Source organism: uncultured Clostridium sp. (assembly GCF_947072515.1).
GTDB lineage: Bacteria > Bacillota > Clostridia > Clostridiales > Clostridiaceae > Clostridium.
This window is the reverse complement of the sequence record NZ_CAMTIG010000033.1, coordinates 1-26,081: the sequence shown is the minus strand read 5'-3', so window position 1 is coordinate 26,081 and position 26,081 is coordinate 1. Positions and strand designations below refer to the sequence as shown.

Here is a 26,081-nt window from a genome sequence, read left to right as displayed (position 1 = left end):
GTCAACAAAATTATAGGATTATTTTGAGTCTTTGTCAACAAAAAGTTTTGCGCAGAGATATGCTTTTTTATGATATACTTTTTTTATACTAAAGAAAGGGGATATATTTTATGAAAAAAACAATAATTACAAATACGGGATTATTTTTAGTAATTTTAATATTTGTAGTAGGATTTCAAAGTGTGTTTGGGGATAATAACTCAGTAATCGCAGTAATGTCTATAACAGGGTTATTAATGTTCTTAGGAAGTGATTTAACAGGTGAACCAGTTAGAAATGCAGTAAGTTTAATTATTATGTATTTGCTTATTGGAGTAGGGGCATTTATTGCATCAACTAATATGTATTTAGCAATACCTATAAATTTAATTGTTGTCTTTATTATAAGTATGAAGTTCTGTCATATTCTTAAAAGTCCTATGTACACACCATTTACGTTATTATATTTATTTTTATTAACAGATCCAATATCAGGACACCAATTACCATTGAGAATAGTAGCTTTAATCGTGGGAGCATTAAGTATTATGTTGCCTCAATTTATAGTGAATAAAAATAAAATTCAAAAAGCTACATCAGGTATATTGAAGGGTTATATTGGATTATTGATTCAAAAGATAGACCTTATACAAGAAGAGGGAAATATTGAAGAAGTGGATAAAAATGCTTTTTCTATGGCGAACAAATTAAAAGATATAATCTATGATAAGAAAGAGAAAGGATTTTATATTTCTGATGAAGGTAAAAAAAGTTTAAATCTTTTAGTTTCATTAGAAAAAATAAACTTATTAATCTTAAAAGCTAATGAGGGTGAAGGAAAAATTACTCTTAATAAGATAAAAGCGTTCTTAGAGATTATATTAAATTTAGAAAAAGTTGATAAAGAAAGTTTAGAAAAATTTATAAAAGAAGTCCAAGAAGATAATAAAAATACAACAAATTTTATAGATATAAGAATTATATCTAGTTTTATATTTATAAAAGCTTCAATAGAAGAATATAGCAAAAAGACTAAGAATCAAAATAGAGGAATTAGAAATTTAAAAGAAGATATATTTGCTTTAAAGGATATAAGGATGAATTCTATAAAGCTTAAATATTCTATGAGAATAGCAATAGAAGTTGCAATAGCTTGCTTTATAATGCAATATTTTCATTTACATCAAGGGAAATGGATAATATATACAGTAGTATCACTTACAACACCATTCTTTGAATTAACTAAAACAAAGATGAGGGATAGAGTCATAGCAACTATATTAGGAGCTATAGTAGTGGGGATTGTATTTTCAGTTGTTAAAAATGATGCAATTAGAGGGTTATTAGTATTACTTGCAGGTTATGCAAATGTATATTGTAAGACATATAGATCGCAAATGATTGTAGTTACTTTATCTTCAGTTGGTTCAGCATCATTAGTTACAGGAAATATAATTGGTAATTTAGGACATGTAACACCAGTTACCATGGCAATTATGAGAATATCATTTATTTTAATTGGAGCAATAATAGCTTTAATAGCTAATAGATATTTATTCCGTTGTGATGTAAGAAAAGCAAATGAAAATTTAGAAAGTATATCATGGGAATTAGCTCATAAAATTTATGATAATTTAGATGATATTGTAGTAAAGGAAAATTTAGATGAATATATAAATAACTCATATCTTTTAGCTTCACAAGTTGAAAGAACTATCATTGAAAATGATTTAAAATATGAGGCAAAAATGCTAAATGAGAATTACATGGCTAGAAGTAATGCTAAGGTAATGCTTATAGCTTGTGTTTATGAATTAGAAAAGTTTTTAAAAGCGCATAAATTAACAGAGGAAGAAAGAAATATTTTACCTAGATTGATTTCTAAATTAAAGGAATCAGAAATAGATAATAAGGATGTAGATTTTAATAAATTTTCTACTATAGATTCTAAAATAGTTATTGGATATCTTTTAGGAATAAAAGAAAATATGAAAATAATTGAGGAAAATAAAATAGTATTTAATTAAAGATTAGCAGATAGGAAACTATCTGCTTTTTTGATGAGTTTTATGTATAAAAGTAGAAGATTAAAAGTAAAGTAAATTGGGAGCATACTGATGTTACTATTTTGTAGAATTTGATGTTATAATTATTTATAGTTAAGTTAAGAATTTAAATAGTTATAAAATTTATATAAATAGAGGTGAATAGCATGAATGTATATTTAAATACAGATAAACCTTTAGAAAATTATAAAAAGTTATTTAATACAGAATACTTCGTTGATAAATCAAGAATAATTGAATATATTACAAACCGTATTGGAACAACAGATGGATATATTTGTGTAACGAGACCTAGAAGATTTGGAAAATCATCAGTTGTAGATATGCTAGGCGCTTATTATAGTAAAGCAGTAAATTCAAAAGAAATCTTTGCTAAACTTAATATAAGTAATTATAAAAAATATGAGGAATATTTAAATAAATATAATGTCATAAATATAAGTTTTAATGAAATTCCAGAAAATATGAAAACATATGAGGATTATATAAAAAATATAGTAGATGAAGTTAAAAAAGAGATTGTAGAAACTTTTAAAATAAATGATATAAATAAGAAGGATAGTCTTAGTAGACTATTAAATAAGACTGGAGAAAAATTTATTTTTATAATAGATGAATGGGATTATATTTTTAATAATAATTTATTTATAGAAAATCAAAATAATTTTTTAGAATTTTTGAGAAATCTTTTAAAGGATCAGCCTTATGTAGCTCTTTGCTATATGACTGGAGTTTTACCAATAAAAAAATATTCGAGTGGTAGTGCACTTAATATGTTTGATGAACACACTATGCTTAGTGATATGATTTATGGAGATTATTTTGGGTTTGTAGAAGAAGAAGTTAAGATACTTTGTGAAAAATCAGATAAAATATCTTTTGAAGAAATAAGTGAGTGGTATAATGGATATATTAATGAAAATGGAAATAGACTTTATAATCCACGTTCAGTAGTTAAAGCACTTAAAAATAAAAAGTGTAAAAGTTATTGGACTAATACAGGAGCAATGGATGAAGTAACAGAATTACTTAAATATAATACTTTAGAGGTTAGAGATGATGTTATAGAAATGGTATCAGGTGAGGAAATTGATATAACAATAGATGAAGAATTTAGAGCAGGACAAGGAGCACCTAAAAATAAAGAAGAAATTTATTCTGCAATGATAGTGCTTGGATTTTTATCGTATTATGATGGATACTTGAAAATACCTAATAAAGAATTGATGAAAGAGTTTGAAAAGGCTTTAAAAGATGAATCTTTTGGTTATGTAGCTAGAATCGTAGAGAAATCAAGAAGCATGTTAAAAGCAACAATTGACAAAGATACAAATACTGTAGAAAAAATTCTTCATGATATCCATAATTCTGAAATTCCAATATTACAGTATAATGATGAAAATAGTCTTGCATGTGTACTAACACTTGTATATCTTACAGCTAGAGACACATATAGAGTTGAAAGAGAAGAGAAGACAGGAAAAGGATACGCAGATTTTACATTTCATCCTAGAAGAAAAAAAGATACTGCTTTTATAGTAGAACTTAAAAAAGATGAAAAACCAGAGGTTGCATTGAAACAAATAAGAAATAAAGAATATATAGAGAAATTTAAACAAGAAAATGAAAATAAGAATATTTTTGCAGTAGCAATTTGTTATGATTCTAAGGAAAAAGAACATAAATGCTTAATAGAAGAACTATAAATTTGAATTTAAAGCCAATGATTATCTAATATCATTGGCTTTAATTATAAAGATAATATATGATAAATAAAAATAAGGGGAGAAGAGGGAGAATGGTAAAAAAATTTAAGGATTTGAGTAAAGAGGAAATAGATAAGGTTAGAGTATATTTAAATAAGGCCGAAAAAAATAATAAAAGTATAGAGGAAATAAAAAAAGAATTTAATGAAAAAATATATGATTATGGAGAAGGAGTATTAGTTAGCTTTAAAGAAAATGAAATTATAGGAAAAGTTTTAATTGTATTAGAAGCAGTAAATCCTTTAAGTGTGATTTATATTCATTCTTTAGATATAGATGAAAATATAGTAGATGGAGTTTCCATTGTAAAGGAGCTTTTAAAAGAAGCTATTAAAATTGGAGAGGATAAGAAGTGTAATAAAATTTTATTAGGAATAAAGAATGAGAGAATATTAAAAATCCTTTCAGATATTGGATATGAAGCAGAATATAAATCTTATATAATGAAACTTGAAAATAGAAAAACTGTGGATACAACTTTAGAATTAATTTCTTTATCAGAAAATAATAAGGTAGAGTATCTAGATATTTTTAACAGATCATTTAGTGATATGCCTCATGGATGCTATTATGAAAGGGAAGATATAGAAAAATATTTGAAAGATAATAGTTTAAATAAATATTATTTAGTTAGTGATAAAAATAATATAATAGGTTTTATGAATATAGATATATGTGATAATGTTGGAAGCTTCGATATTGGATTATGTAAAGAATATAGAGGTATAGGATATGGGAAAAAGCTATAGAGACTTTGAATAAAACGAAAGTAGAGAAGGTTACGTTAATTGTAATTGGAGAAAATAAAATAGCATTAAATATGTATTTAAAAAGAGGCTTTGAAATAGAACAGATTTTAAGTGATTGGATAAAAATAAAATAATTGTTTAAAGATATAAAAATAGAAAGTAATAGGTGAAATAATGAAATTTATAAAAATAAAGAATAAAGAAGATAAATATTTCAAGGAAGCTATGGAATTATATAAGACAAGTTTTCCTGTATTTGAGCAAAGGACGTTAGATAAGCAAATAGAAGTATTAGAAAATAAGGAATATAATTTTGCTATTATATGTGATGATGAAAACTTAATGGGAATACTATTTTATTGGGAATATGATAATTTCAGATATATAGAACATTTTGCAATAAAAAAAGATTTAAGAGGAAAAAGTTATGGCTCAAAAATCTTAAAAATCTTCTGTGAAAGTGAAAAAGAAACTATACTAGAAATAGATCCTCCTATAGATGATATAAGTATTAAAAGATTAAAATTTTACTCAAAATTAGGATTTAAACTTGGAGAATTTAATCATATTCATCCTCCATATAGAAAAGAATATCAAGGTCACAAGCTAAAAATAATGAGTTTCAATGAGAACTTATCTAAAGAGGAGTATGAGGAATTTAATAGATATTTAAAGGAAGAAGTTATGAAATTTGCAGATTAAAGAAATATAAAAAGGTCTTAAATAAGCTAAGTAGCATATTTAAGACCTTTTTATTAATTAGCTAAATTTAAAATTTCTTCTTCAGGAAGTGAAGAATCACAACGAACTTCTAGTTCACCTTGTTTTTTAACAATAAATCCAGGCACAGTTCTAACGTTATATTTTTCTCTGAAACCTTGAATTCCGTCATCAGAAAAATCTTCACTATCTATATAGTAGATAGGTGAATTTATTCCAGATGATAATCCACTTAATTTTTTAGCAAATTTACGACAGAAAGGACAGCTACTTCTACCAATATAAACAATAGTTATACTTTCTGTAGATAGCATTTTATCAGCTGTACTTGAATCTATTCTATTGAATGCTTTAATATCTTCATTATAAGTATCATTTCCAAACATAATAATTTCTCCTTTAGTTTTTTCTTCATTGTAACAAAAGGAATATAGCAAATCAAATTAAATCCGCAAATTAACGAAAAATTAAATTAATTAATAATTATTATTGATTAGAAAGAAGAAATATAATATAATAATTAAAAACTAAAGAGGTGAAGTAATGAAAGAAAGGATAACTACTAGAAGAATTGTAGAAATTGCATTTTTTAGTGCAATAGTAATACTTTTTATGGCTACAGGTGAAGTTCCAATTTTTTCACATGTAGGGCTGATATTTATAGAGATACCAATAGCACTAATGTATATAAAGCGAGGTGTTAAAGATAGTATAATAACTATAATATTAAGTACTGTAGGCTGTACTATTTTGTTTGGAATAGGAAATGGAATTACTGCATTAGCATTTACTTGTTTTGTGGGATTACCTTTAGGGTGGGGGATGAAAAGAGGAAATATAAAAACTATATTAGTAGTATCCATAGGATTAATACTAGCTATATTTTTTATGTTTGGTATTAAATTTTATATTAATTCAGGAGTGAGTATAAGCGAATATTTAATGATGATTAAATCATTAAAATTAATTTTTATTATTTTAATTATTGCTCATGCTATATTAGGAGCGGTTCTATTAAGATTTATAACAAAGATTATTTTTAGAAAACTAAATGTAAAGGTTTATAAAAAAGAGAATTATTATACATAAGAAACTGTTAGAAAATTTAGCTAATAATAAAGATAGATTTTAATGTGGCGCAAATTGCATAAGAGGTGGCACCTTTTGCTATTAAAGAAAGATTAAAAAGAAGATATAATTTAATCAAGAAATAAATAAGGAGTGACACATTATGAAGAAGATAGCACTTATTACTGGAGCAAGTAGTGGGATTGGATATGAAACAGCATTAGATTTAAAAGATAGAGGATTTATAGTTTACGGAGCAGCAAGAAGATTAGATAGATTAAATAAATTAAAAGATAAAGGAATAAATATTTTAGAACTTGATGTAACTAAAGAAGAATCTATGAAAAACTGTGTTTCAGAGATTTTAAAAAGAGAAGGAAGAATTGATGTACTTGTAAATAATGCAGGATATGGTTCCTTTGGAGCAGTTGAAGATGTTACTATGGAAGAGGCAAGAAGACAGATAGAAGTTAATATATTTGGATTAGCTAGAATGACACAATTAGTTCTTCCAAGTATGAGAAAAAATAAATTTGGAAAAATAGTTAATATATCTTCTATGGGAGGAAAAATGCATACTCCATTTGGAGCTTGGTATCATGGAACAAAATTTGCTGTAGAGGGATTTAGTGATTGTTTAAGAATGGAATTAAAGCCTTTTGGCATTGATGTTATAATTATTGAACCAGGTGGAATAAAAACTGATTGGGGAATTATTGCAGCAGATAATTTAAGAGATTCTTCTAAAGGAGGATCTTACGAAAATACTGCAAAAGAAGCCTCAGAACATATGAGAGATTTATATAGTGGTAAAAAACTTACAAATCCTAGTGTAATAGCTAGGACTATAGGGAAAGCAGTAACAGTAAATAAACCTAAAACTAGATATTTAGTTGGATATGGAGGAAAAGTGGGGGTAATGGCTAGAAGAATATTATCAGATAGAATGTTTGATAAACTTATAAAGAAGCTATAGAAAGGAATGTGAAAGATGGGAAAGTTCTATTCAATAGATAATAAATATATAGAATATATACAGTCTAAGAATGTAAATATAGAGGTGTTATTAAAAAAATCTAACATGTCACCTAAGGCTATTGATAAAAATGGAGTCTCAGTAACTAGAGAGCAATATATAAATTTAATGAATACACTTGATAAGATGATCACTTCCCATAATCTTTTATGTTATGCAAATGTAGATAGTATGATTGGTTTTATTCCACCATTATTTGCAGGATTATGTGCAAAGGATGGAATAACATGTTTTGATAGAATATTAAAATATAAAAAAATTATAGGACCTTTTATTTTAGATATAAAAATAGATGAAGAAAAATTAAGTATTGAGTTTATGTTTGATGATGGAGATAAGGAACTTCCTAAGTTTTCAATTCTTAGTGAGCAAATTTTAATGACTAGTATTTTGAGAAAAGGGACAGGAGTAGAGATAGTTCCAAGAAAGGTAACATCTATTTATGAATATGAAGATAAAGCTTTTGAGGAATACTTTAAAGTGGAGCCATATAAAGATAAAGAGGCAGTAATAGAGTTTAATATTGAAGATGTGAAAAGACCATTTTTAACTGAAAATAATGTCATGTGGGGATATTTAGAGCCAGAACTTCAAAAGAGGATAAAAGATATGGAAGTAGATGAATCTTTTGCAGCAAGAGTAAGAACTGCATTATTTGAACTTATACCAAGTGGAGAAGCTAGTATAGAGAGCGTGGCTAAAGAATTGAATTTAAGCACTAGAACTCTTCAAAGAAAATTATCAGAAGAAAAAACAACTTTTCTAAAACAATTAAATCATACGAGAGAATTACTTTCTAGAAGTTATCTTAAAGATACACAAATGACTATTGATGATATAGCTTATTTGATAGGGTATTCAGATACAAATTCTTTTGTTAGAGCATTTAAAACTTGGACTGGAATGACAATTAGAGAATATAGAAATAAAAAATAAACGGGATAGCTTGTCCCGTTTATTTTTATGCTTTTAATGATTGTTTTAGTTCTTTATAACCAATTAATACTACCCAAACATAGGCTAAAGTTTTTGGAATCATAAGCATTCCTACAAAGAAGTTTTCTGATGCCCAAAGTACTACTGGTAAATAAAAAGCAAATGATAAAAATACTGCTATACCTAAATGTCTATAATCTTTATTGTTATATTTAACTCCATAACTATATAAAAGATAAATCATTATTATTCCCATAATTGCAAATGGAATATTTCTATAGATTCCCCAGCTTACAGGTGGATTATTTATAAACCATTCATTTTGTGGGAAGAAGCAAAGAATAATTCTAACTGTTGCTAAAAGATACATTACTATATCTAAAACTTTTGAATTTGTAACATTAAATTTAAGTTTCCAAATGTTATAAAGAATTAGATAGAAAATAGTCATAGTTATAGAAGTTATAAACTTACCAAATCCAAGAGATGCTGCATGATTTTCAAGTCCTGTTGTTAATAAGGCATATATTCTTGGAATAAGATGAAATGAATCTCCAAAGCCTAAGATTACTGCCATAAAACCGAATAATTTAAAATATTTATCACCATTTGATTTAAATATCATTTTAAATCCTAAAACAATAACGGTAGTTAAATAAACTACGTGAAAAATTGGTTCCATAATTGCTTGCATAAATAGCCTCCTAAATAAATTATGTATTTGCTATTAGTATATTAAGTTTAAATTTATTCTATATAAATATGGTCTTAAAACGGTCTTAAATTTTAATTCAAAATGGTAAAAAATAGTTTATAATCAAATAGAGAGATTAAAGAGAGATAAAGGGGTAAAAAATGAATAGAATTTTTGAGAAACATAAGATATTACTAATTGATGATGAGGAAGATATCTTGGATATTCTAGAAACTGTATTAAAAAGAGAAGGGTTTAAGCAGATCTATACAGCAAATACTGGAAAAGCTGCTTTGGAAATATTAAAAAAAGTTAAACCAGACATAATACTATTAGATATTATGCTTCCAGATACTACAGGATATGAACTTTTTAAGGAGTTAAGAGATAAGAGTCAAGCACCTATCTTATTTATATCTGCAAAAGGAGATGAAGTAGATAGGCTATTAGGATTTGCAATAGGAGCAGATGATTATATAACAAAGCCGTTTAGTGCAAAAGAAGTAGCTTTTAGAGTAAAAGCTAGATTAAAGGCTATAGAGAATCTTGTAGTTGGTGTAGAAAAAGAAAAAAGTATAATTAAGTTTGGAGATTTAGAGATACATAAAGATACTGGAGAAGTATTTAAGAGTGGAGAAAGTATTGAATTCACAGCAAAGGAATTTAAACTTTTAAACTATTTAATAGATAATCCTAATAGAATTTTAAGCAAAGAAATGATGTGTAGGGAAGTATGGGGAGAAGATTTCTTTGGATATGACAACACCATAACAGTGCATATAAGAAAATTAAGAAAAAAGATTGAAGATAATCCATCAAAACCTAAATATATAGTAACTGCAATAGGACTTGGGTATAAATTTATAAATAAGGGGAGTAATAAATGAGAAGGAAATTAATATTTCATTATTTATGCTCATTTATAGGTGCTTGTTTATTTATTTTTATTATAAATATTGGATTTATGGTATTTAATATTTATATATTAAATGACAAAGAAGATATTTTTAATTATTATCCTACAGAATTAATGGAGAAGATATATGAGAATATAGATATAGTCCATAATAAAGTAAAGATAGATGGAGAAGGAATAAAATTGTTAAATGAAAGTGAAGCTGGATTACAAATATTAAATGGCGAAAATAGAGAGGTTTTTAATTATAATATGCCAAAAGAGGCACCTTTTAAATATTCTAATAAAGATATTATTGATATGTATAAAAAGAATGATAATACTTTATTTTTAGGTGAAAAAGAGTTGAATGGAGAGGAATATTCTTATTTATTATTTTTAAAGTCCGGTAGAATTAAAAGAATATCACTTTCCTATGATTCAAGGGAAATTACTAAAATACATAGATTTCCTTTATTGATAGTAATGAATATATTAGTAGTCTTAATAATTAGTTTTTTATATACATTGAAATTAACTAAGCCAATAAATAATATTATAGAAAAAATATTCGATCTATCTAAAGGCGTATATATAAATAAAAAGATTAGTACAGGAATCTACTTTAAGGTAGAAAAGGGATTAAATGAACTAGGAGAAAGATTAGATGATAATGAAAAAGAAAGAGCAAAATTAGATGAAATGAGAGAAGAATGGATTTCTAATATTTCTCATGATATAAAAACACCATTAACATCTATAATAGGAAATGCAGAAATAATAGGCGATATTGAATATGAGTTAAGAGATGAAGGACGAGTAAAAAGTTCTAATACCATAATTAATAAAAGTCATTATATAAAAAATTTAGTTGAGGAATTAAATTTATCAGCTAGATTAAAAAGTAATTCATTAAATTTAAATAAAAAAAAGGTGAATATAGTTTCTTTGGTTAGACACGTTGTTATAGATATCATAAATGATGAAAATATAAATATAGAATTTAATTATTCAGAAAAAGAGATATTTTTAGATATAGATGAAAATCTTATAAATAGAGTGTTTATAAATATTTTAATGAACTCTATAATTCATAATGACAAAAATGTAAATATAAATGTAAACATATTTACTGACAATAGTACAAATAATAGAGTAAACATATTTATTTGTGATAATGGAAAAGGAATGAATAGGGAAGAAGTTAATCATATATTTGAAAGATATTATAGAGGAACAAATACAAAAAATAAAATAGAAGGCTCTGGACTTGGAATGGCTATAGCCCATGACATTATAAAAGCTCATAATGGAGAGATTAAAGTGATAAGCGAGTTAGATAAAGGAATGAAAGTTGAAGTGAATTTTGAAAATGAAAATTAAAAAAGGTAATGATTAAAAATAGAGTGTTAGGCTAATGCTAATAAAGAGAGAGTCTTATGATATAATAAGAAGAAAATAGAACTTAGTAAAGGAGTAGATAAATTGGCTTTATATTTAAATACAGACAAACCCTTAGAGAACTATAAAAAGTTAATTAATGCAGAGTATTTTGTTGATAAATCAAATATAATAGAAAAAATTAATAAGGTTATTAATACAACAGATAGATACATATGCGTAACTAGACCCAGACGATTTGGAAAATCCAGTGTTGTAGATATGCTTGGAGCTTATTATTCTAAGGCTGTAAAATCAGATAAAATCTTTGAAAAGCTTAATATAAGTGAAAAAAATGAATATCAAAAACATTTAAATAAATATAATGTGATAAACATATCTTTTAATGAGATATCAGAAGAAGGAAATACTTATGAAGAGTATATTAGAATGATAAGAGAAAATCTTATTAAAGATATAGTATGGAAATATCCTCATATAAATCCAGGTGAATACTTCAATATAAGTTCTATGTTACGAGAAACTAAAGAAGAATTTATATTTATATTTGATGAGTGGGATTATATTTTTAATAATAATCTTTTTATAGAAAATCAAAATGAGTTTTTAGAATTTTTAAGAAATCTTCTGAAAGATCAGCCTTATGTAGCACTTTGCTATATGACAGGAGTTTTACCTATAAAAAAATATTCAAGTGGAAGTGCTCTTAATATGTTTGATGAGTTTACATTTTTAAGAGATAGAATATTTGGAGAATATTTTGGATTTACTGAAAAGGAAGTAAAAATACTTTGTGATAGAAATGGAATTTTAAGATATGAAGATTTGGAGCTTTGGTATAATGGATATCAAACAGCAGTTGGAACTAGAATATATAATCCACGCTCAGTAGTTAAAGCACTTCAAAATAATCATTGTGAAAGTTATTGGACAAATACAGGCGCAATGGATGAAGTAATAGAACTCTTAAAATACAATACATTAGAAATTAGAGACGATATTATAGAAATGGTATCAGGAGAAGAAATTGATATAACTATAGATGAGGAATTTAGAGCAGGTCAAGGAGCACCTAAAAATAAAGAAGAAATTTACTCAGCAATGATTGTTTTAGGGTTTTTATCATATTATGATGGATATTTAAAAATACCAAATAAAGAATTGATGAAAGAATTTGAAAAGGCTCTAAAGGATGAATCATTTGGATATGTAGCTAAAATAGTAGAGAAATCCAAAGAGATGTTAAGAGCTACAGTTAATAAGGATACCAAAAAAGTAGAAGGAATTCTTCATGACATTCACAATTCAGAAATTCCGATATTGCAATATAATGACGAAAATAGCTTATCATGTGTTCTAACTTTAGCATATCTTTCAGCTAGAGATACTTATAGAGTTGAAAGAGAAGAAAAGACAGGAAAAGGATATGCAGATTTTACATTTCATCCTAGACGAAAGAATGATACAGTATTTATAGTAGAATTGAAAAAAGATGTAAATCCAGAAATTGCATTAGAGCAAATAAAGGATAAAGAATATATAGAAAAATTTAAAAAAGAAAATGAAGATAAGAGAATACTTGCAGTTGCAATAACATATAACTCAAAAGAAAAAAATCATAACTGTTTAGTTAAAGAAATTTAAAGATATATAACACAAAAAGCATCTTATAGAGAAATAAAACTATAAGGTGCTTTTTTATTTATAAATAGAATGACAGTTGTGAAGCTAGATAACTTTAATTTCAATTCCAACTACACCATATGATTTCATATCAGTTTGGGAATAATATTTTTCCATATCAGAATAATTAGGAATATCATTTTCCATATAACCAAGTTTAAATTTATCAAATTTTTGGTATAACTCTTTAAAATTTTTAAAAACATATAATTTTGTTACTTGTGTAGTTAAAAAAGTAGAAGAGTCTTTAGTACTAATGAATTTAATAATATCACCAGTTACGATTTTTCTTCGTTTTTCGTCAAATAATCTCATTTCTATAGTCTTTGATCCACTTTTAATTAATGATAATGCTTGTGGATTTAAATTCATTATATGTGTTGTCATTATAAAACCTCCTTTAATTACATTTATAGGATAATTATATTATAAATGATAGGTTTGTCAGTAAGTTAAAATTAATGTATAAAAGGAACTGTTATAATAAAGTAAAGAAGGTGTTAAAATGGATATTAGACTTAAATTCAATGAAGATGCACTTAATTATGAAAAATATAGACCAGGTTATCCTAAAGAGTTATTTGAAGAACTTATAAATTATGCACAGTTAGATAAAAGCTCTAAAGTAATAGAAATAGGATGCGGAACAGGACAAGCAACATTACCTATATTAAAAATAGGATGTAATGTTATGGCTATTGAATTGGGAAATAATTTGGCGACATATACTAAGGAAAAATTTAAGAGATATGATAACTTTAAAATTATAAATGATGATTTTATAAACTATAATATTGAGGAAAATAAATTTGATCTAGTTTATTGTGCTACAGCATTTCATTGGCTACCTATAGAAGAAAAGTATAAGAAAATAAAAAACATCTTAAAGAAAGATGGAGTTTTAGCAATATTTTGGAATCATCCTTTTGTTAGTAGGAATAATGATATAACAAACGTAAAGAGTAAAGAAATATATGATAAATATAAACCTTCAAAAGAAAAAGCAATTGAGTTTAGCCAAAAAGATTGTAAAAAATATATTGAAGAATTAAAAAACTTCGGATTTAAAGAGGTTATTTCAAAAGTGTATTATAGAAAAAGAACTTTAACATCTGAGGAGTATATAGGATTAATTAATACGTATTCTGATCATAGAGCATTAGAAGAAAAGATAAAATATAATTTTGAAAAAGATATGAGAGAAGCGATAGATAGTGTAGGTGGGAAAATAAATATATATGATACTATAGATTTATATTTAGCAAAATAAAAATTATTGATAATAAGATTGGTTATAAAAATGGGGAATAAAAATGAAAATATATAGCATGGAAGTAAAAATAGTAGGCTTTAAAAATGTATATGAAATATATGATGAAAATGAGATATATTTAAAAGTTAAAACTAAGGGAATTAAATTTTTAATAGACAGATTTATAGGAAGTATTTGTTCAATAGGGCATAAATTTTTTATCCAAACAACAGAGGGAACGGAATATATTACGATTAAAAAATGTGTGGGATTTATAAGTGAAAAATATGATATTTTATATAAAGAACGAAAAATTGGACAAATAAAACGAATAGTAAAATCTATGGAGCCTAAATTTATAATATTGATGGGTGAAGATAATTATGAAATTAATGGTGATGTAATGGGAGAAAACTTTATCATAAATAAAGACCATATGAATATTGGGGGAATAAGTAAAAAAAGATTTAAAATTCAAGATAAATATAATATACAGATATTAGAAGGGAAATATGAGAAATTAATGATAGCAAGTGTTATATGTATTGATAATTCAATTCATAATTAATTATAATATTGTGAAAGATATATTTATAATAAAAAGTTGATATATGGGGTTGATTAGATCATTAAAGCATGAAGCTCTTTACTTAACTAAGATAACAATAAAGCAGAGAATGTATTATAATGATTTAATATTAGAGAAAGCGAAGGAAGATTTAGGTATATGGTAAGATATAAACAGTAATAAAAATAGCTATTGCGTATGAGAAAAATTTAATAGAAATAATTAAAAAATTTGAGGAATATTTATTATAAAAATACTCCCTTTAGTACAGAGTCTATACTAAAGGGAGTATTTAATTTAGTTGAAATTCATAAAAAACTTTCTTATTAAATTTAGATATAGCAATAATAAGTGAAAAATATGAAGTGGTAATTTCAAAAATACATACAGAATGTTAAAATGGTATAAAATAGATAATTATATATTTAAAGGTAAAAAGTAAATGATATAAGTATAGCGGGGGAAACCAAAATGAAAAAAGTTAAAATACGTAAAGTAGAAGCTGGAGATGAGGAGAAGTTAGCATATATACAAACAGAAGCATGGAAGGAAGGATTTAAAAAAATTTTATCTAGAGAGATATTAGATGAATACACAAACCATAATTGGGCTATAGAAATGTATAGAGATATATTGAAAGATAAAATAGGTAATGGATATATTTTGACTATAGATAATAAACCACATTGTATAGCATATTGGGATAAAGCAAGGGATATAGAAGAAGATGATTATGCGGAAATTATTTGTATACATAGCTTAACTCAAAATTGGGGAGAAGGCTATGGGTCTATGATGATGGAACATGTTCTAAAGGATATAGAACATGCAGGCTTTAATAATGTAATCTTATGGGTTTTTGAAGAAAATAATAGAGCACGTAAATGTTATGAAAGAAATGGATTTATGCAAACAGAAGAAAGAAAAGATTTTCTTGGAAAGGATGAAATTAAATATAAAAAAGTTATTAGATAAAGAGGTGATAGAAAGTGATATTTTTAATATCAGGAAGTTCACATACAGGAAAAACAGCTTTAGCTCAAAGACTATTAGAAAAATATAAATATCCATATCTTTCAATAGATCATTTGAAAATGGGGTTAATAAGGAGTGGACAAACGGCTCTTACAGTTGAAGAGGATGATAAACTTACTGAGTATTTATGGCCTATTGTTTGTGAAATGATTAAAATGGCTATAGAAAATAAGCAAAATTTAATTGTAGAAGGATGTTATATTCCATATAATTTTAGAAAGGATTTTGAGAAAGAATATTTGGCACATATAAGGGAACTATGGCTTATATTTAGTGAAGAATATATTAAAAATAACTATAAAGAAATTATAAAGTATGAAAATGTTATTGAAGAAAGAAAACACTGGGATTATCCAAAAGAAATAATGATTAAAGATAATAAAAAGGTACTCGAAGAATGCAAAAAATATCAGTGTGAATATATTTTAATTAATAAAGAATATGACTTTGAAATAGATAGGGATAGTGTTTTAACTAGTGAAAGATTAATATTTAGACGAATTACAAAAAATGATTTTAATGAACTTTCTGAAATGTTAAAAGATTTGGATGTAATGTATGCTTGGGAACATTCATTTTCAGATGAAGAGATATTTAAATGGATAGAGAAAAGAAATAAATCGTATAAAAATATAGGATATGATTATTTATTAGCTATAGATAAGAAGACAAGTGAAGTTGTTGGACAAATAGGATTATTAGATGAAGTTGTTAATGGAAAACATTTTATAGGACTTGGATATATATTAAAAAAGAAATTTTGGCATAAGGGGTTTGCTACAGAAGGAGCAAAGGCTATGTTAGATTATGCATTTAATATATTAAAAAGAGAAGAAGTTATTGCAACAATACGTGTGGAAAATAAGACATCTTGTGATGTTGCAGAGAATATTGGGATGAGAGTAAAAGATGAATTTATAAAGATTTATAAAGAGAAGAATATGATTCATTTAGTATATAGTATTAATAAAGAGGAATGGGAAAAATTTGAAGATAAGAATAGATAAAAATTAGAAAATCTGATTTTAAGAATTATGAGAGATAATAAAATGATATTAGGGTATTGGGAGTGAGTGAATGAGAAAAAAAGGAATAGTATTAATTTTAAGTTGCTTAACAATAGTTACAATCACTGGATGTGGGTTAGAGAAGGCAAAAACTAATAATAACGAAATTAATGTTGTAGAGAAAAGTTTAGAGGAAGTAGATAATGACAATAAAGAAAATGATTTATTAGAAGAAAGTGAAAAAATAGAGATAGCAAGACGTCTTTTTGATGAATATATCAATGAGAATAAAATAGAAGTGATAGAAAGTAAGGAAGATAGTTCAAAGAAAAAAGAAGTAACTACATTTACGAAGTATAAGATAAAAGATATAGATATTTATGAAATGGAAGATTTAAATATTAGTGAAAAAGAGAGTAAAGGATTTGTGGCAGATATATCTTATGATATTAAATACACTAATGAAAGTAATAGATGGGTAGCAGGAAATGGAGAAGTTAAGAAAAATAATTGGTGTGTTAATAAAGTTGCAATAGTTAATATTGAGAAAGTTAAGGATAAATATATAATATCAAGTATGGGAACAGGTTAAGTGGAATAATTAAATATAGAAATTAAAAGGATTGAATTCAGTTATTACTAAATTCAATCCTTTTAAAATTATTATAATATAAGCTTAATTTTTCTTAGAAGTTTTTAAGAAAAATGATGGGATTAATGCACCTAAAATTATTAGGATATATCCTATAACAGCAATATAACCGGGTAGATCACCCCAAATTATAAATCCAAATAATGTAACGAAAATTATACTTGAATAATTGTATATAGAAATTTCGTTAGCTGGTGCAAATTTATATGCAAAGGTTATAGAGTATTGAGTTAATGTAGAAGATACTCCGGCTAACAATAGTATTACTAATTCCCTTGATGTTGGCATTTGAAAATGAATTAGCATTAATATTGTTGATAAAATCATAGAAACCATAGCATAGAAAAACACTACTGTTCTAGGATCCTCACGAGTTCCAAGTAATCTAATACAAGTAACAACAACAGCTGCAATAACAGCTGATAATATAGCAATGGCCGAAGGTAATAATAAGTAACTATGTCCAGTTGGTCTTACTACAAATAAAACACCTATAAATGCAATTATAAAGGCAATTATATGTACACCTTTAATATTTTCTTTTAAGAATATTGCGGCAAATATAATAGCAAAGATAGGACTTAGATTGGTCAAGATAGTAGCATTAGAAATTATCATATGTGATAATGCATAATAACTTGTCCAAACGGCTAAAGTTCCACTTACGGAACGAATTAAAAGGAGTTTTCTATTTCCTTTATTTCCCAAAAATTTAATTCCAGCTTTCTTTAAGATTATGCTAGCAACAATTATTGTACAAACGTTTCTTAAAAAGCTTTTTTCATATACAGGAACATTACCACCAAGCTTAATAAAGGTTAGTGTTAATGCACTAAAAAAGCTTGAAATTAATATTAATAAAATTCCTTTATCTCGATTCTTTATAAAAATCCACCCTTAATAGTATTCTTCTAGAATATACTATCAGTGTGTCAGAGATATTAAGTAGAAAAGAAAGTTTAGAAAATAAAAAATAGAAAATAATAGTAAAATATTTGTAAAAATAAATATAAAAAGATAAATAATGGATGATTAAGAGGTATTATATGAAGTATATATTATAAAATAAAAATATTGAGTAGAGAGGAGAATGATAAATGATAATATGGTTAAATGGTCCCTTTGGAGTAGGGAAAACACAAACAGCTTCAGAATTAAATAAAAGAATAGAAAAATCTTTTATCTATGATCCAGAAAATATGGGGGATTTTATTCAAAAAAATATTCCTCTAAAAATAAAGAAAGATGATTTTCAGGATTATAAAATATGGAGAGAATTTAATTATAGTTATATTAAATTCTTATATGAAAATTATAGTGGAACTGTTATTGTTCCTATGACCTTAGTTAATTATGAATATTACAATAATATAATAACTGAATTAAGAAAAAATGGAGTTAAAGTAAAAATGATTACGCTAATAGCTTCTAAAGAAACAATAATAAATCGTTTAAATAATAGAGGTGATGACAAAGATTCATGGCCAGTAAATCAAATTAATAGATGTTTAAAAGGATTGGAAGAAAATGAGTTTGAAGATTATATAAATACAGATAAATTAACTATAAATGAAGTTGTAGATAGAATTTTAGAAAAAATTTAAAAATAATTATATAAATTAGAGGCGTTGAGTTATGAAGATAGGAATTATTCAGGGAAGTTCACAGAAAGAAAAAAATCCTTTAATAGAAGATGTATTACGAAAAGTTGTAAAAAATAGAGCATATGAAGTTATTAACTTTGGTATATTTAACGATGAAGATATTGAATATTCTTATATAGAAACAGCGATGTGCATAAGTATTTTATTAGAAAGCAAATCAATAGATTTTATAATAACAGGTTGTTCCTCAGGGCAAGGAATGATGCTTGCATGCAATAGTCTACCAACAATAAACTGTGGATATATTGAAAATCCGTCTGATGCATATTTATTTGGAAGAATTAATGCTGGAAACGTTATTTCAATTCCATTAGGATTGAATTTTGGATGGGCAGCGGAAATTAACTTGCAATGTATATTTGAAAAGTTATTTGATGGAGAATTTGGTGAAGGATATCCTAAAAAGGATGCGGAGAGAAAAAGAAAAGATACTAGGTTATTAGAAAAAATAAATTTAATTACTAAACGAAGTTTAAAAGAGATTATTCCTAAAATGGATATAAATTTTATGAAAAAGATTGTTGCTAGAGAAAATGTCTATGAATATGTAATGCGATATGGAAAAGATATGGAATTACTAAATGTATTAAAAGCATATAGAGCTTATTAAATAGAAATTTGGTTAAAGAAATGAGATGAAAATATGGAAAAGTGGATTAAAGTGGAAAGTGAGCATTATTTATTTCATTATCATAAAGATTCAATTGCAGAAAAGCATATAAATGAAATAATCAAATTACAAGAGTATTGTTTTAGGTATATTGTCCAGGTATTGAAAATTGAATGTGATATACAAATTAATTATTATTTGTGTAACTCATCAAGAGAGGTAGGTTTTTGGGCTGGAGATAATATTGAGTGTAATGCATTTGCAGAGGAATCAAATAAAATATTTGCCGTTTTCAATGAAACGGTAAAATGTATAGGGTATCATGAAGATGCTCATATTCTATCTTACTTAATAGGATATCCCTCACAAGTATTTATAAGAGAAGGATTAGCAATGTATTTTGATAAAAATCATAAAGGAATTAGTAATTTAAATTGGACAAATTATTATATTAATAGTGGAGAATATATAGGATTAGAAAAATTGATTTTAAATGAAAATTTTTATGAGATATCTTGGAATAAAACTTATCCAATAGCAGGAGCATTTACAGAATATATCATAATGAGATATGGAATAGATAAATATATAGAATTTTATAGAAGTTTAGATGATAGTAATTTAAATTATATTTGTAATAATTTATTTATAAAAAGGTTTGATGAGTTAGAAGAAGATTTTATAGAATATATAAAAAGTTTAAAAAGTAATATGAAAATATGTGAGAGTATTAACTAAGTAGCTAACATTAAAATGTAAATAAGTTATTTGTAAATAAAGTTATAAATAGTAGATTGAAAAAGGTAAAGTTAAATATAAGCAGATTAAAGAAAACTATAAAGGAGATATAATTATATGTTACGATTAGAGCTAAAATCTATAAAATATATATTTTTTGATGTAGGCTATACATTAATTAATGAAGATAAAGTATGGGAAAAACGATGTTTAGAGCAATCAGAAACTGAGGAAGCAAAGGTGTTAGGACTGTCTTCAGAAAGAATATATGAAGAAATTATACAAGCCTCCTTAGCATATAAACCACAATATAAAACAGTAGTAAAAAAATTTGATTTTAAAGAAGTAGCAAAATATAATCATAGCTTAGAGGAGTTATATGAAGGAGCAGATTTAGTTTTGAGTAAGCTATCTTCTTCATATAAATTAGGAATTATTGCAAATCAAACTAATGGATTAGTTGAAAGATTAGAAAGTTTAGGAATTTTAAAGTATTTTTCAATAATAATTTCATCAAGTGATTGTAGTGTTATGAAACCAGATCCTAAAATTTTTGAAATTGCAGTTGAAAAATCAGGATGCAAACCAGAGGAAACAATAATGATTGGAGATAGACTAGATAATGATATATTTCCAGCAAAGCAAATTGGAATGAAAACGATTTGGATTAAGCAAGGGTTTGGAGGGATTCAAAAACCAAAATTAAAAGAATATATCCCAAATGAAGAAATTTCTAAGTTAGAAGATTTATTAAAAATATTTGATATTAGAAGAAAATAAAAACTTGAGTAATGTTCAAATAATTAAATTAAAGCTTGAATAAATATCAATTGTTTTAGAAAATAATTGATATTAATATTTAATTATAGAGATTTAATTATTAGATAAATAGAGAGAGGAGGAATATAAAAATGAGAGTAAATGAAATTATAAAATACTACAGAAAAAAAGAAGGACTAACTCAAGAAGATATAGCAAATTATTTAAATATAAGTTCTACAGCAATAAGTAAATGGGAAACGGGAGCATCTTATCCAGATATAACATTATTATCGAAGCTTGCACGTATTTTAAAAATAGATGTAAATACATTGATAGGGTTTGGAGATAAATTATCTGATCAAGAGATTAATAAAAAGCTAAAAAGAATAAAGGAAATTAATAAAGAAGAGGGGTTTGAAAAGGCTTTTGCAGAAGGGGTAGGCTTTATTAAGGAGTATCCTAATTCGGATAAATTAATTTTTAACTTAATGACGTATTTATATATATGGTTAAAAAAATCAAAGATAGATAGTAAGGAGATATATGAAGAAAAGATAATAAATTTTTATAAGCTTATAGAAAATAGTACAGAAGAAAATATATCATTGAGAGTTAAGCATACCTTGATTTATCTCTATAGAAGTAAAAGAAAATATAAAAAGGCTGAGGAGATATTAGAAAAAATACCCAATGACAATGGAATTAATAAAAAGCTTCAGCAAATATTAATAGATAAAGAGTCAGGTAATATGAAAAAGGCATATAAAAATTGTGAAGAGATATTATTTAAAAATAATATTGAGAATCTGATAATAATGGAACAAATTATAAAAATGCTTTGTATAGAGAAAAAATTTGATGAAGCTATAGATTATCTTGAATATACTAAAAAGTTTATTAAAGGTTCTGAACTAGGAGTTAATAAGAAAAATGAAATGAACCTTGTTTTAGGAATTGGACTGCAAGATAAAGAAAGAACTATTGATGCAATAAAAGATATATTAAATCAAAAAATATTAGATTATTCAAAGACTAAGCTTTATAAGAACTTAGAATTTACAAATACAGAGATGAAGGGAAACTATGTAGAGTTACTAAAGGAAATGGTATTAAATAATAAAGAGCTAGATTTTGTTAGAGAAGAACCAAAATTTAAGTTTTTAATTGAAGACTTTTAAATATAAATGAAAGTAAGTGGTATGCATGAATATAGAGCTAAGAAAATGGACAAGAGAAGATAAAAAAATATTGATGAAAATATGTAATGAAGTAAATAGAAAATATTTATCTAATAGAATACCTTTACCTTATACAGAGAAAGATGCAAATTGGTGGCTAGATAATGTTGAAAAACAAGAGGGCAAAACTGGTATATTTAGAGCAATAGTTGTTGATGGTGAAGTTGTAGGTAATATATCTGTAGAAGGGAAAGATGACATAAGATGTATGGATTCAGAGATAGGATATTTATTATTAAATGAAAAGTTTAATAACGGTATTGTTACGGAAGCTACAAGAAAAATAGTAAAAATAGCATTTGAAAATTTAAATATTGTAAGAATTACAGGATTAGTATGTGAAGAAAATATAGGATCGAGAAGAGTTTTAGAGAAAAATAATTTTATACTTGAAGGGATTATGAGAGACGCTATATTTAAAAATGAAAAAAATTATAATATGTGTATTTATGGATTATGCAAAAGAAAAATTAAAGAATAGCATTAGATTATAATTAAAAGGGGCGCTATATTTTGAAAAATGGAATTATCCAGGAAAATATGAAGCAACAGCAGGAGGAGCAGTATTAAAGGGTGAAAAACCTTATGAAGCAGCGATTAGAGAAGTAAAAGAGGAAACAGGAATAGAAGCTAAGAAGTTAGATTTATTATATAAGCATATAGATAAAAACATTATCTATTACGGATATTTATGTGAAACTGACTGGAATAAGAATTCAATTGTTTTACAAAAAGGAGAAACTATATCATATAGGTGGTTAAGTAGAGAAGAATTTTTAAGTTTTAGTAAAGATAAAAGGTATGTTCAAATTTATAGAGAAAGACAAAAAGAATATTTAAAGAGTATAAAAAGATAAAAGATAATAGAGTTTAGAATCTTGCTTAAAAATAAATTTAAAACCACACTTGGCTATGACTTTTTGTGATTGGATATTATTTTCAAAATGAGAGCAAATTAAGGTAGTTATATTAAGAGTGTCAAAAGCATAAGAAATAAGACCAAGTATTGCTTCTGGCATTAAGCCAAGTCCCCAATAATCTTTAGATAATACAAAACCTATTTCTTTTGAATCTACTATAGAGATAGATGGTGAATGAAGTTCTATCCAACCGAGCACTTTATTTTCATTTTTATAATAAATAGCCCATAGGGAATTAGGAGATTCTTTTAAAAAAATATTTAAGATGATATTTGTTTCTTCTAAAGTTTTTTTAGTTGCAAATCCAGCTAAGCAAGCAACATCTTCATTTGACATAATGTGATGTAAGTTAGATAAATCTGACTTTAGAAATGGACGTAAAATTAATCTAGATGTAGTTATAATCATAATATAAAAAACCTCTTTTTATAAATATATGAATATTATATAATAAAATGTATATAGATGAAATAGATAGCTAAAATCAGAAGATGAAAGTTAAGAATAGTATTTAGAAAATATGACTTATATTAAAATTTTTTTTAGTTTATAATATAGAAAAATACCTTTGGGAGGAGTAAGAGATGTCATTAATAAAACAAGATAGTAATGAAATTTATGAAACACTATGTAAAACATCAGAAGATAAAATTGAAATGATAAATGGTGAGATTTATTGTAGTTCATTTACATCTAAAAATCATAATATAATTACAGGAAGATTTTTTGCTAAATTAGATGACTTTTTTTATGGAAAGCCATGAAAAGTATTTAGTGAGCAAATTGAAGTTATTTTAAATGAAAACTCTAAAGTAAAACCTGATGTATTTGTGGTTTGCCCAAAGGAAGATGGGAAATTTGAAGAAGCAGGGCAATCTTATTTGACAGTTCCAACTTTAATATTTGAAGTTGTTTCGGAATCAAATGCTAAATTAGATACTATTGAAAAGATGAATTTATACTCTATATATGGAGTTGAAGAGTATTGTTTAGTATATCAAGACGGTAGAATAGAGCAATATATACTTCATAATGATTACTATAGAGTTTCTAATATTTATAATAATACAGATAGATACAAATCAGTAGTATTTAAAGATTTAGAAATAGATTTAAATAGAATCTATTTAGATATTATAAATGAATAAAATATTGAATAAACAAAGAGATTTTAAATAGTTAATTTAAAGTCTCTTTTTGCTAATATTCTATATAAGGACCTTTTAATATAAATATTGTTTAATATTTTAAGATATAATAAAAATGGGGTGTAAAATGAGGATAGAATTAATAGAAGAAAATAAAAAAAAGTTTTTAGATTTATTATTACTTGCTGATGAAGATGAAAAAATGATAGATAGATATTTACAAAGAGGAATTATGTTTGCATTATATAATGAGGAACTAAAAGGCATTTGTATTGTAACAAAGGAAGAGGAAGGGATATATGAGATTAAGAATGTTGCAATATACAAAAATGAACATAATAAAGGATATGGTAAGAAATTAATTAAATATATTATAGAATATTTTAAAGATGATTATAAAACCATATATGTTGGTACAGGAGATAGTCCTTTAACAATACCTTTTTATAAAAGTTGTGGCTTTAAAGAATCTCATAGAATAAAGAATTTTTTTGTAGATAATTATAATCATGAGATTATTGAAGTTGGAATAAAGTTAGTAGATATGGTATATCTAAAGATAGATAAGATTTAAAAAAGGGAGATGAATAAATGGGAATTTATAAAATAGATTGTAGAAAAAGTGCATTAAGCTTCTAGCAAGAACTGAATAGTTATTTATGTGCTATATGAAGGGGGTAAAGGAATGATAAGATATATGAGAATAAATAAAAGGAGTGGGGGAGTTTATGAAAGAAAATAAATATGATGATAAAGAATTTTTTAATGAATATAAAAAAATGAATCGTTCAGTAAAGGGGCTTGAAGGAGCTGGGGAATGGGAAAGTTTTAGAAAAATGTTTCCAAGTTTAGAGAATAAAAAAGTTCTAGATTTAGGTTGTGGCTTTGGATGGCATTGTAAATATTGTATTGATAATAAAGCTAAGCTAGTTATTGGAGTGGATTCTTCTAAAAGAATGTTAGAAAAAGCTAAGGAAATTAATGATGATAAAAATATAGAATATATAGAAAATGGAATTGAGGAAATAAATCTTCAAAAGGAATATTTTGACCTTGTAATTAGTTCTTTAGCATTTCATTATGTAGAAAACTTTGAAGAAGTTTGCAAAAAAATATATGATTCAATAGTACCAAATGGAGACTTTGTATTTTCAATAGAACATCCTATATTTACAGCTTCAGGAAAACAAGATTGGTATTATGATGAAAAGGGAGATAAGCTTCATTGGCCAGTGGATAGATATTTTAGTGAAGGAAGTAGAAAAGCTATTTTCTTAGGGAAAGAGATAGTTAAATATCATAAGACACTGACTACATATATTAACACTTTAATTAAATGTGGATTTGAAATAAAAGAAATTATAGAACCTATTCCATCAGAAAAAATGTTGAAAGAGTGTTTAGATATGAAAGAAGAGCTTCGAAGACCGATGATGTTATTAATTTCAGTAAGAAAAGTAGAGAAGAATTATAGATAAAAAGAAGAAGTGGAAA

30 protein-coding genes and 2 pseudogenes are annotated in these 26,081 nt (G+C 25.5%); 27 read left to right on the top strand and 5 right to left on the bottom strand.

From position 1 onward, the window contains the following. Window positions 1–110 precede the first annotated feature (110 nt). From Q0W06_RS12465 to Q0W06_RS12445, 5 genes are all read left to right on the top strand, one after another. On the top strand, window positions 111–2,006 hold the full coding sequence (locus tag Q0W06_RS12465; RefSeq protein WP_297635986.1) for an FUSC family protein: 1,896 nt from the start codon (window positions 111–113) through the stop codon (window positions 2,004–2,006). 185 nt (window positions 2,007–2,191) lie between these two features. Beyond that, a complete protein-coding gene (locus Q0W06_RS12460) occupies window positions 2,192–3,751 on the top strand; it encodes an AAA family ATPase (RefSeq protein WP_297635983.1) in 1,560 nt (519 codons plus the stop codon). Window positions 3,752–3,843: 92 nt separating this feature from the next. Then, window positions 3,844–4,560 carry a GNAT family N-acetyltransferase gene (locus Q0W06_RS12455; RefSeq protein ID WP_297635980.1) on the top strand — a complete coding sequence of 239 codons (717 nt, stop codon included), beginning with the start codon at window positions 3,844–3,846 and terminating at the stop codon, window positions 4,558–4,560. A 5-nt stretch (window positions 4,561–4,565) separates the two neighbouring features. Continuing rightward, window positions 4,566–4,694, top strand: coding sequence for a hypothetical protein (locus tag Q0W06_RS12450; RefSeq protein WP_297635977.1), 129 nt, complete (start codon window positions 4,566–4,568; stop codon window positions 4,692–4,694). A gap of 40 nt (window positions 4,695–4,734) precedes the next feature. Further along, entirely contained in the window at window positions 4,735–5,262 is a 528-nt protein-coding gene (locus tag Q0W06_RS12445) for a GNAT family N-acetyltransferase (RefSeq protein WP_297635974.1), read from the top strand. A gap of 53 nt (window positions 5,263–5,315) precedes the next feature. Here Q0W06_RS12445 and Q0W06_RS12440 read toward each other — a convergent pair whose 3' ends face one another. Then, window positions 5,316–5,666, bottom strand: a complete 351-nt coding sequence (locus tag Q0W06_RS12440) for a thiol reductase thioredoxin (protein WP_297635969.1) — start codon at window positions 5,664–5,666, stop codon at window positions 5,316–5,318. 157 nt (window positions 5,667–5,823) lie between these two features. On the opposite strand from Q0W06_RS12440, the gene Q0W06_RS12435 reads away from it, so the two are divergent. The 3 genes from Q0W06_RS12435 (at window position 5,824) to Q0W06_RS12425 (ending at window position 8,320) form a co-directional block, all read left to right on the top strand. Next, complete coding sequence (locus Q0W06_RS12435) at window positions 5,824–6,369, top strand: DUF2232 domain-containing protein (protein WP_297635966.1); 546 nt, start codon at window positions 5,824–5,826, stop codon at window positions 6,367–6,369. A gap of 142 nt (window positions 6,370–6,511) precedes the next feature. Continuing rightward, window positions 6,512–7,324: an oxidoreductase gene (locus Q0W06_RS12430; protein ID WP_297635964.1), complete on the top strand. Its 813-nt coding sequence runs from the start codon at window positions 6,512–6,514 to the stop codon at window positions 7,322–7,324. A gap of 15 nt (window positions 7,325–7,339) precedes the next feature. Beyond that, the gene (locus Q0W06_RS12425) at window positions 7,340–8,320 is read left to right on the top strand and encodes a helix-turn-helix transcriptional regulator (protein WP_297635962.1); all 981 of its coding nucleotides are present in this window, start codon (window positions 7,340–7,342) and stop codon (window positions 8,318–8,320) included. 25 nt (window positions 8,321–8,345) lie between these two features. Here the strand turns inward: Q0W06_RS12425 and Q0W06_RS12420 are convergent, their stop codons facing one another. Then, window positions 8,346–9,014: a hypothetical protein gene (locus tag Q0W06_RS12420; RefSeq protein ID WP_297635960.1), complete on the bottom strand. Its 669-nt coding sequence runs from the start codon at window positions 9,012–9,014 to the stop codon at window positions 8,346–8,348. A 161-nt stretch (window positions 9,015–9,175) separates the two neighbouring features. Between Q0W06_RS12420 and Q0W06_RS12415 the strand changes: the two genes are divergently transcribed. From Q0W06_RS12415 to Q0W06_RS12405, 3 genes are all read left to right on the top strand, one after another. Then, window positions 9,176–9,901: a response regulator transcription factor gene (locus Q0W06_RS12415; RefSeq protein WP_297635958.1), complete on the top strand. Its 726-nt coding sequence runs from the start codon at window positions 9,176–9,178 to the stop codon at window positions 9,899–9,901. Further along, window positions 9,898–11,292, top strand: coding sequence for a HAMP domain-containing sensor histidine kinase (locus tag Q0W06_RS12410; RefSeq protein ID WP_297635955.1), 1,395 nt, complete (start codon window positions 9,898–9,900; stop codon window positions 11,290–11,292). The genes Q0W06_RS12415 and Q0W06_RS12410 overlap by 4 nt, the downstream gene beginning before the upstream one ends. 102 nt (window positions 11,293–11,394) lie before the next feature. Continuing rightward, window positions 11,395–12,954 (top strand): AAA family ATPase, encoded by a 1,560-nt coding sequence (locus Q0W06_RS12405; protein ID WP_297635952.1) that lies wholly within the window; start codon window positions 11,395–11,397, stop codon window positions 12,952–12,954. A gap of 84 nt (window positions 12,955–13,038) precedes the next feature. On the opposite strand, the gene Q0W06_RS12400 is transcribed toward Q0W06_RS12405, so the two are convergent. Beyond that, window positions 13,039–13,380 (bottom strand): ASCH domain-containing protein, encoded by a 342-nt coding sequence (locus Q0W06_RS12400; protein WP_297635949.1) that lies wholly within the window; start codon window positions 13,378–13,380, stop codon window positions 13,039–13,041. A gap of 118 nt (window positions 13,381–13,498) precedes the next feature. Between Q0W06_RS12400 and Q0W06_RS12395 the strand changes: the two genes are divergently transcribed. From Q0W06_RS12395 to Q0W06_RS12370, 5 genes are all read left to right on the top strand, one after another. Further along, complete coding sequence (locus Q0W06_RS12395; RefSeq protein WP_297635947.1) at window positions 13,499–14,263, top strand: class I SAM-dependent methyltransferase; 765 nt, start codon at window positions 13,499–13,501, stop codon at window positions 14,261–14,263. 43 nt (window positions 14,264–14,306) lie between these two features. Beyond that, window positions 14,307–14,813 (top strand): hypothetical protein, encoded by a 507-nt coding sequence (locus Q0W06_RS12390; protein ID WP_297635945.1) that lies wholly within the window; start codon window positions 14,307–14,309, stop codon window positions 14,811–14,813. 471 nt (window positions 14,814–15,284) lie between these two features. Next, complete coding sequence (locus tag Q0W06_RS12385) at window positions 15,285–15,788, top strand: GNAT family N-acetyltransferase (protein ID WP_297635942.1); 504 nt, start codon at window positions 15,285–15,287, stop codon at window positions 15,786–15,788. 14 nt (window positions 15,789–15,802) lie between these two features. Further along, the gene (locus tag Q0W06_RS19680) at window positions 15,803–16,855 is read left to right on the top strand and encodes a GNAT family N-acetyltransferase (protein ID WP_366516781.1); all 1,053 of its coding nucleotides are present in this window, start codon (window positions 15,803–15,805) and stop codon (window positions 16,853–16,855) included. Window positions 16,856–16,925: 70 nt separating this feature from the next. Continuing rightward, window positions 16,926–17,447 carry a hypothetical protein gene (locus Q0W06_RS12370; RefSeq protein WP_297635939.1) on the top strand — a complete coding sequence of 174 codons (522 nt, stop codon included), beginning with the start codon at window positions 16,926–16,928 and terminating at the stop codon, window positions 17,445–17,447. An 84-nt stretch (window positions 17,448–17,531) separates the two neighbouring features. Here the strand turns inward: Q0W06_RS12370 and Q0W06_RS12365 are convergent, their stop codons facing one another. Next, window positions 17,532–18,371, bottom strand: a complete 840-nt coding sequence (locus Q0W06_RS12365; RefSeq protein ID WP_297636023.1) for a DMT family transporter — start codon at window positions 18,369–18,371, stop codon at window positions 17,532–17,534. Window positions 18,372–18,604: 233 nt separating this feature from the next. On the opposite strand from Q0W06_RS12365, the gene Q0W06_RS12360 reads away from it, so the two are divergent. From Q0W06_RS12360 to Q0W06_RS19675, 7 genes and pseudogenes are all read left to right on the top strand, one after another. Continuing rightward, window positions 18,605–19,111: an AAA family ATPase gene (locus tag Q0W06_RS12360; protein WP_297635936.1), complete on the top strand. Its 507-nt coding sequence runs from the start codon at window positions 18,605–18,607 to the stop codon at window positions 19,109–19,111. 31 nt (window positions 19,112–19,142) lie between these two features. Further along, window positions 19,143–19,781 carry an RpiB/LacA/LacB family sugar-phosphate isomerase gene (locus Q0W06_RS12355; protein WP_297635933.1) on the top strand — a complete coding sequence of 213 codons (639 nt, stop codon included), beginning with the start codon at window positions 19,143–19,145 and terminating at the stop codon, window positions 19,779–19,781. A gap of 33 nt (window positions 19,782–19,814) precedes the next feature. After that, the gene (locus Q0W06_RS12350) at window positions 19,815–20,519 is read left to right on the top strand and encodes a hypothetical protein (RefSeq protein WP_297635928.1); all 705 of its coding nucleotides are present in this window, start codon (window positions 19,815–19,817) and stop codon (window positions 20,517–20,519) included. Window positions 20,520–20,636: 117 nt separating this feature from the next. Further along, entirely contained in the window at window positions 20,637–21,299 is a 663-nt protein-coding gene (locus tag Q0W06_RS12345; RefSeq protein ID WP_297635926.1) for an HAD family hydrolase, read from the top strand. Between the two features lie 131 nt (window positions 21,300–21,430). Beyond that, on the top strand, window positions 21,431–22,459 hold the full coding sequence (locus Q0W06_RS12340) for a helix-turn-helix transcriptional regulator (RefSeq protein ID WP_297635924.1): 1,029 nt from the start codon (window positions 21,431–21,433) through the stop codon (window positions 22,457–22,459). Between the two features lie 25 nt (window positions 22,460–22,484). Beyond that, complete coding sequence (locus tag Q0W06_RS12335; protein ID WP_297635922.1) at window positions 22,485–23,000, top strand: GNAT family protein; 516 nt, start codon at window positions 22,485–22,487, stop codon at window positions 22,998–23,000. A 61-nt stretch (window positions 23,001–23,061) separates the two neighbouring features. Continuing rightward, window positions 23,062–23,376 (top strand): annotated as a pseudogene (locus tag Q0W06_RS19675) (NUDIX hydrolase); the annotation flags it as partial. Here Q0W06_RS19675 and Q0W06_RS12330 read toward each other — a convergent pair. Continuing rightward, window positions 23,356–23,847 (bottom strand): GNAT family N-acetyltransferase, encoded by a 492-nt coding sequence (locus tag Q0W06_RS12330; protein ID WP_297635919.1) that lies wholly within the window; start codon window positions 23,845–23,847, stop codon window positions 23,356–23,358. The pseudogene Q0W06_RS19675 and the gene Q0W06_RS12330 sit on opposite strands and share 21 nt — an antisense overlap. A 176-nt stretch (window positions 23,848–24,023) precedes the next feature. Between Q0W06_RS12330 and Q0W06_RS12325 the strand changes: the two genes are divergently transcribed. From Q0W06_RS12325 to Q0W06_RS12310, 4 genes and pseudogenes are all read left to right on the top strand, one after another. After that, on the top strand, window positions 24,024–24,203 hold the full coding sequence (locus Q0W06_RS12325; protein WP_297635916.1) for a hypothetical protein: 180 nt from the start codon (window positions 24,024–24,026) through the stop codon (window positions 24,201–24,203). Window positions 24,204–24,218: 15 nt separating this feature from the next. Next, window positions 24,219–24,587 (top strand): annotated as a pseudogene (locus tag Q0W06_RS12320) (Uma2 family endonuclease); the annotation flags it as partial. Window positions 24,588–24,714: 127 nt separating this feature from the next. Further along, the gene (locus tag Q0W06_RS12315; protein WP_297635913.1) at window positions 24,715–25,161 is read left to right on the top strand and encodes a GNAT family N-acetyltransferase; all 447 of its coding nucleotides are present in this window, start codon (window positions 24,715–24,717) and stop codon (window positions 25,159–25,161) included. A gap of 154 nt (window positions 25,162–25,315) precedes the next feature. Next, complete coding sequence (locus Q0W06_RS12310) at window positions 25,316–26,065, top strand: class I SAM-dependent methyltransferase (RefSeq protein WP_297635910.1); 750 nt, start codon at window positions 25,316–25,318, stop codon at window positions 26,063–26,065. Window positions 26,066–26,081: the final 16 nt, after the last annotated feature.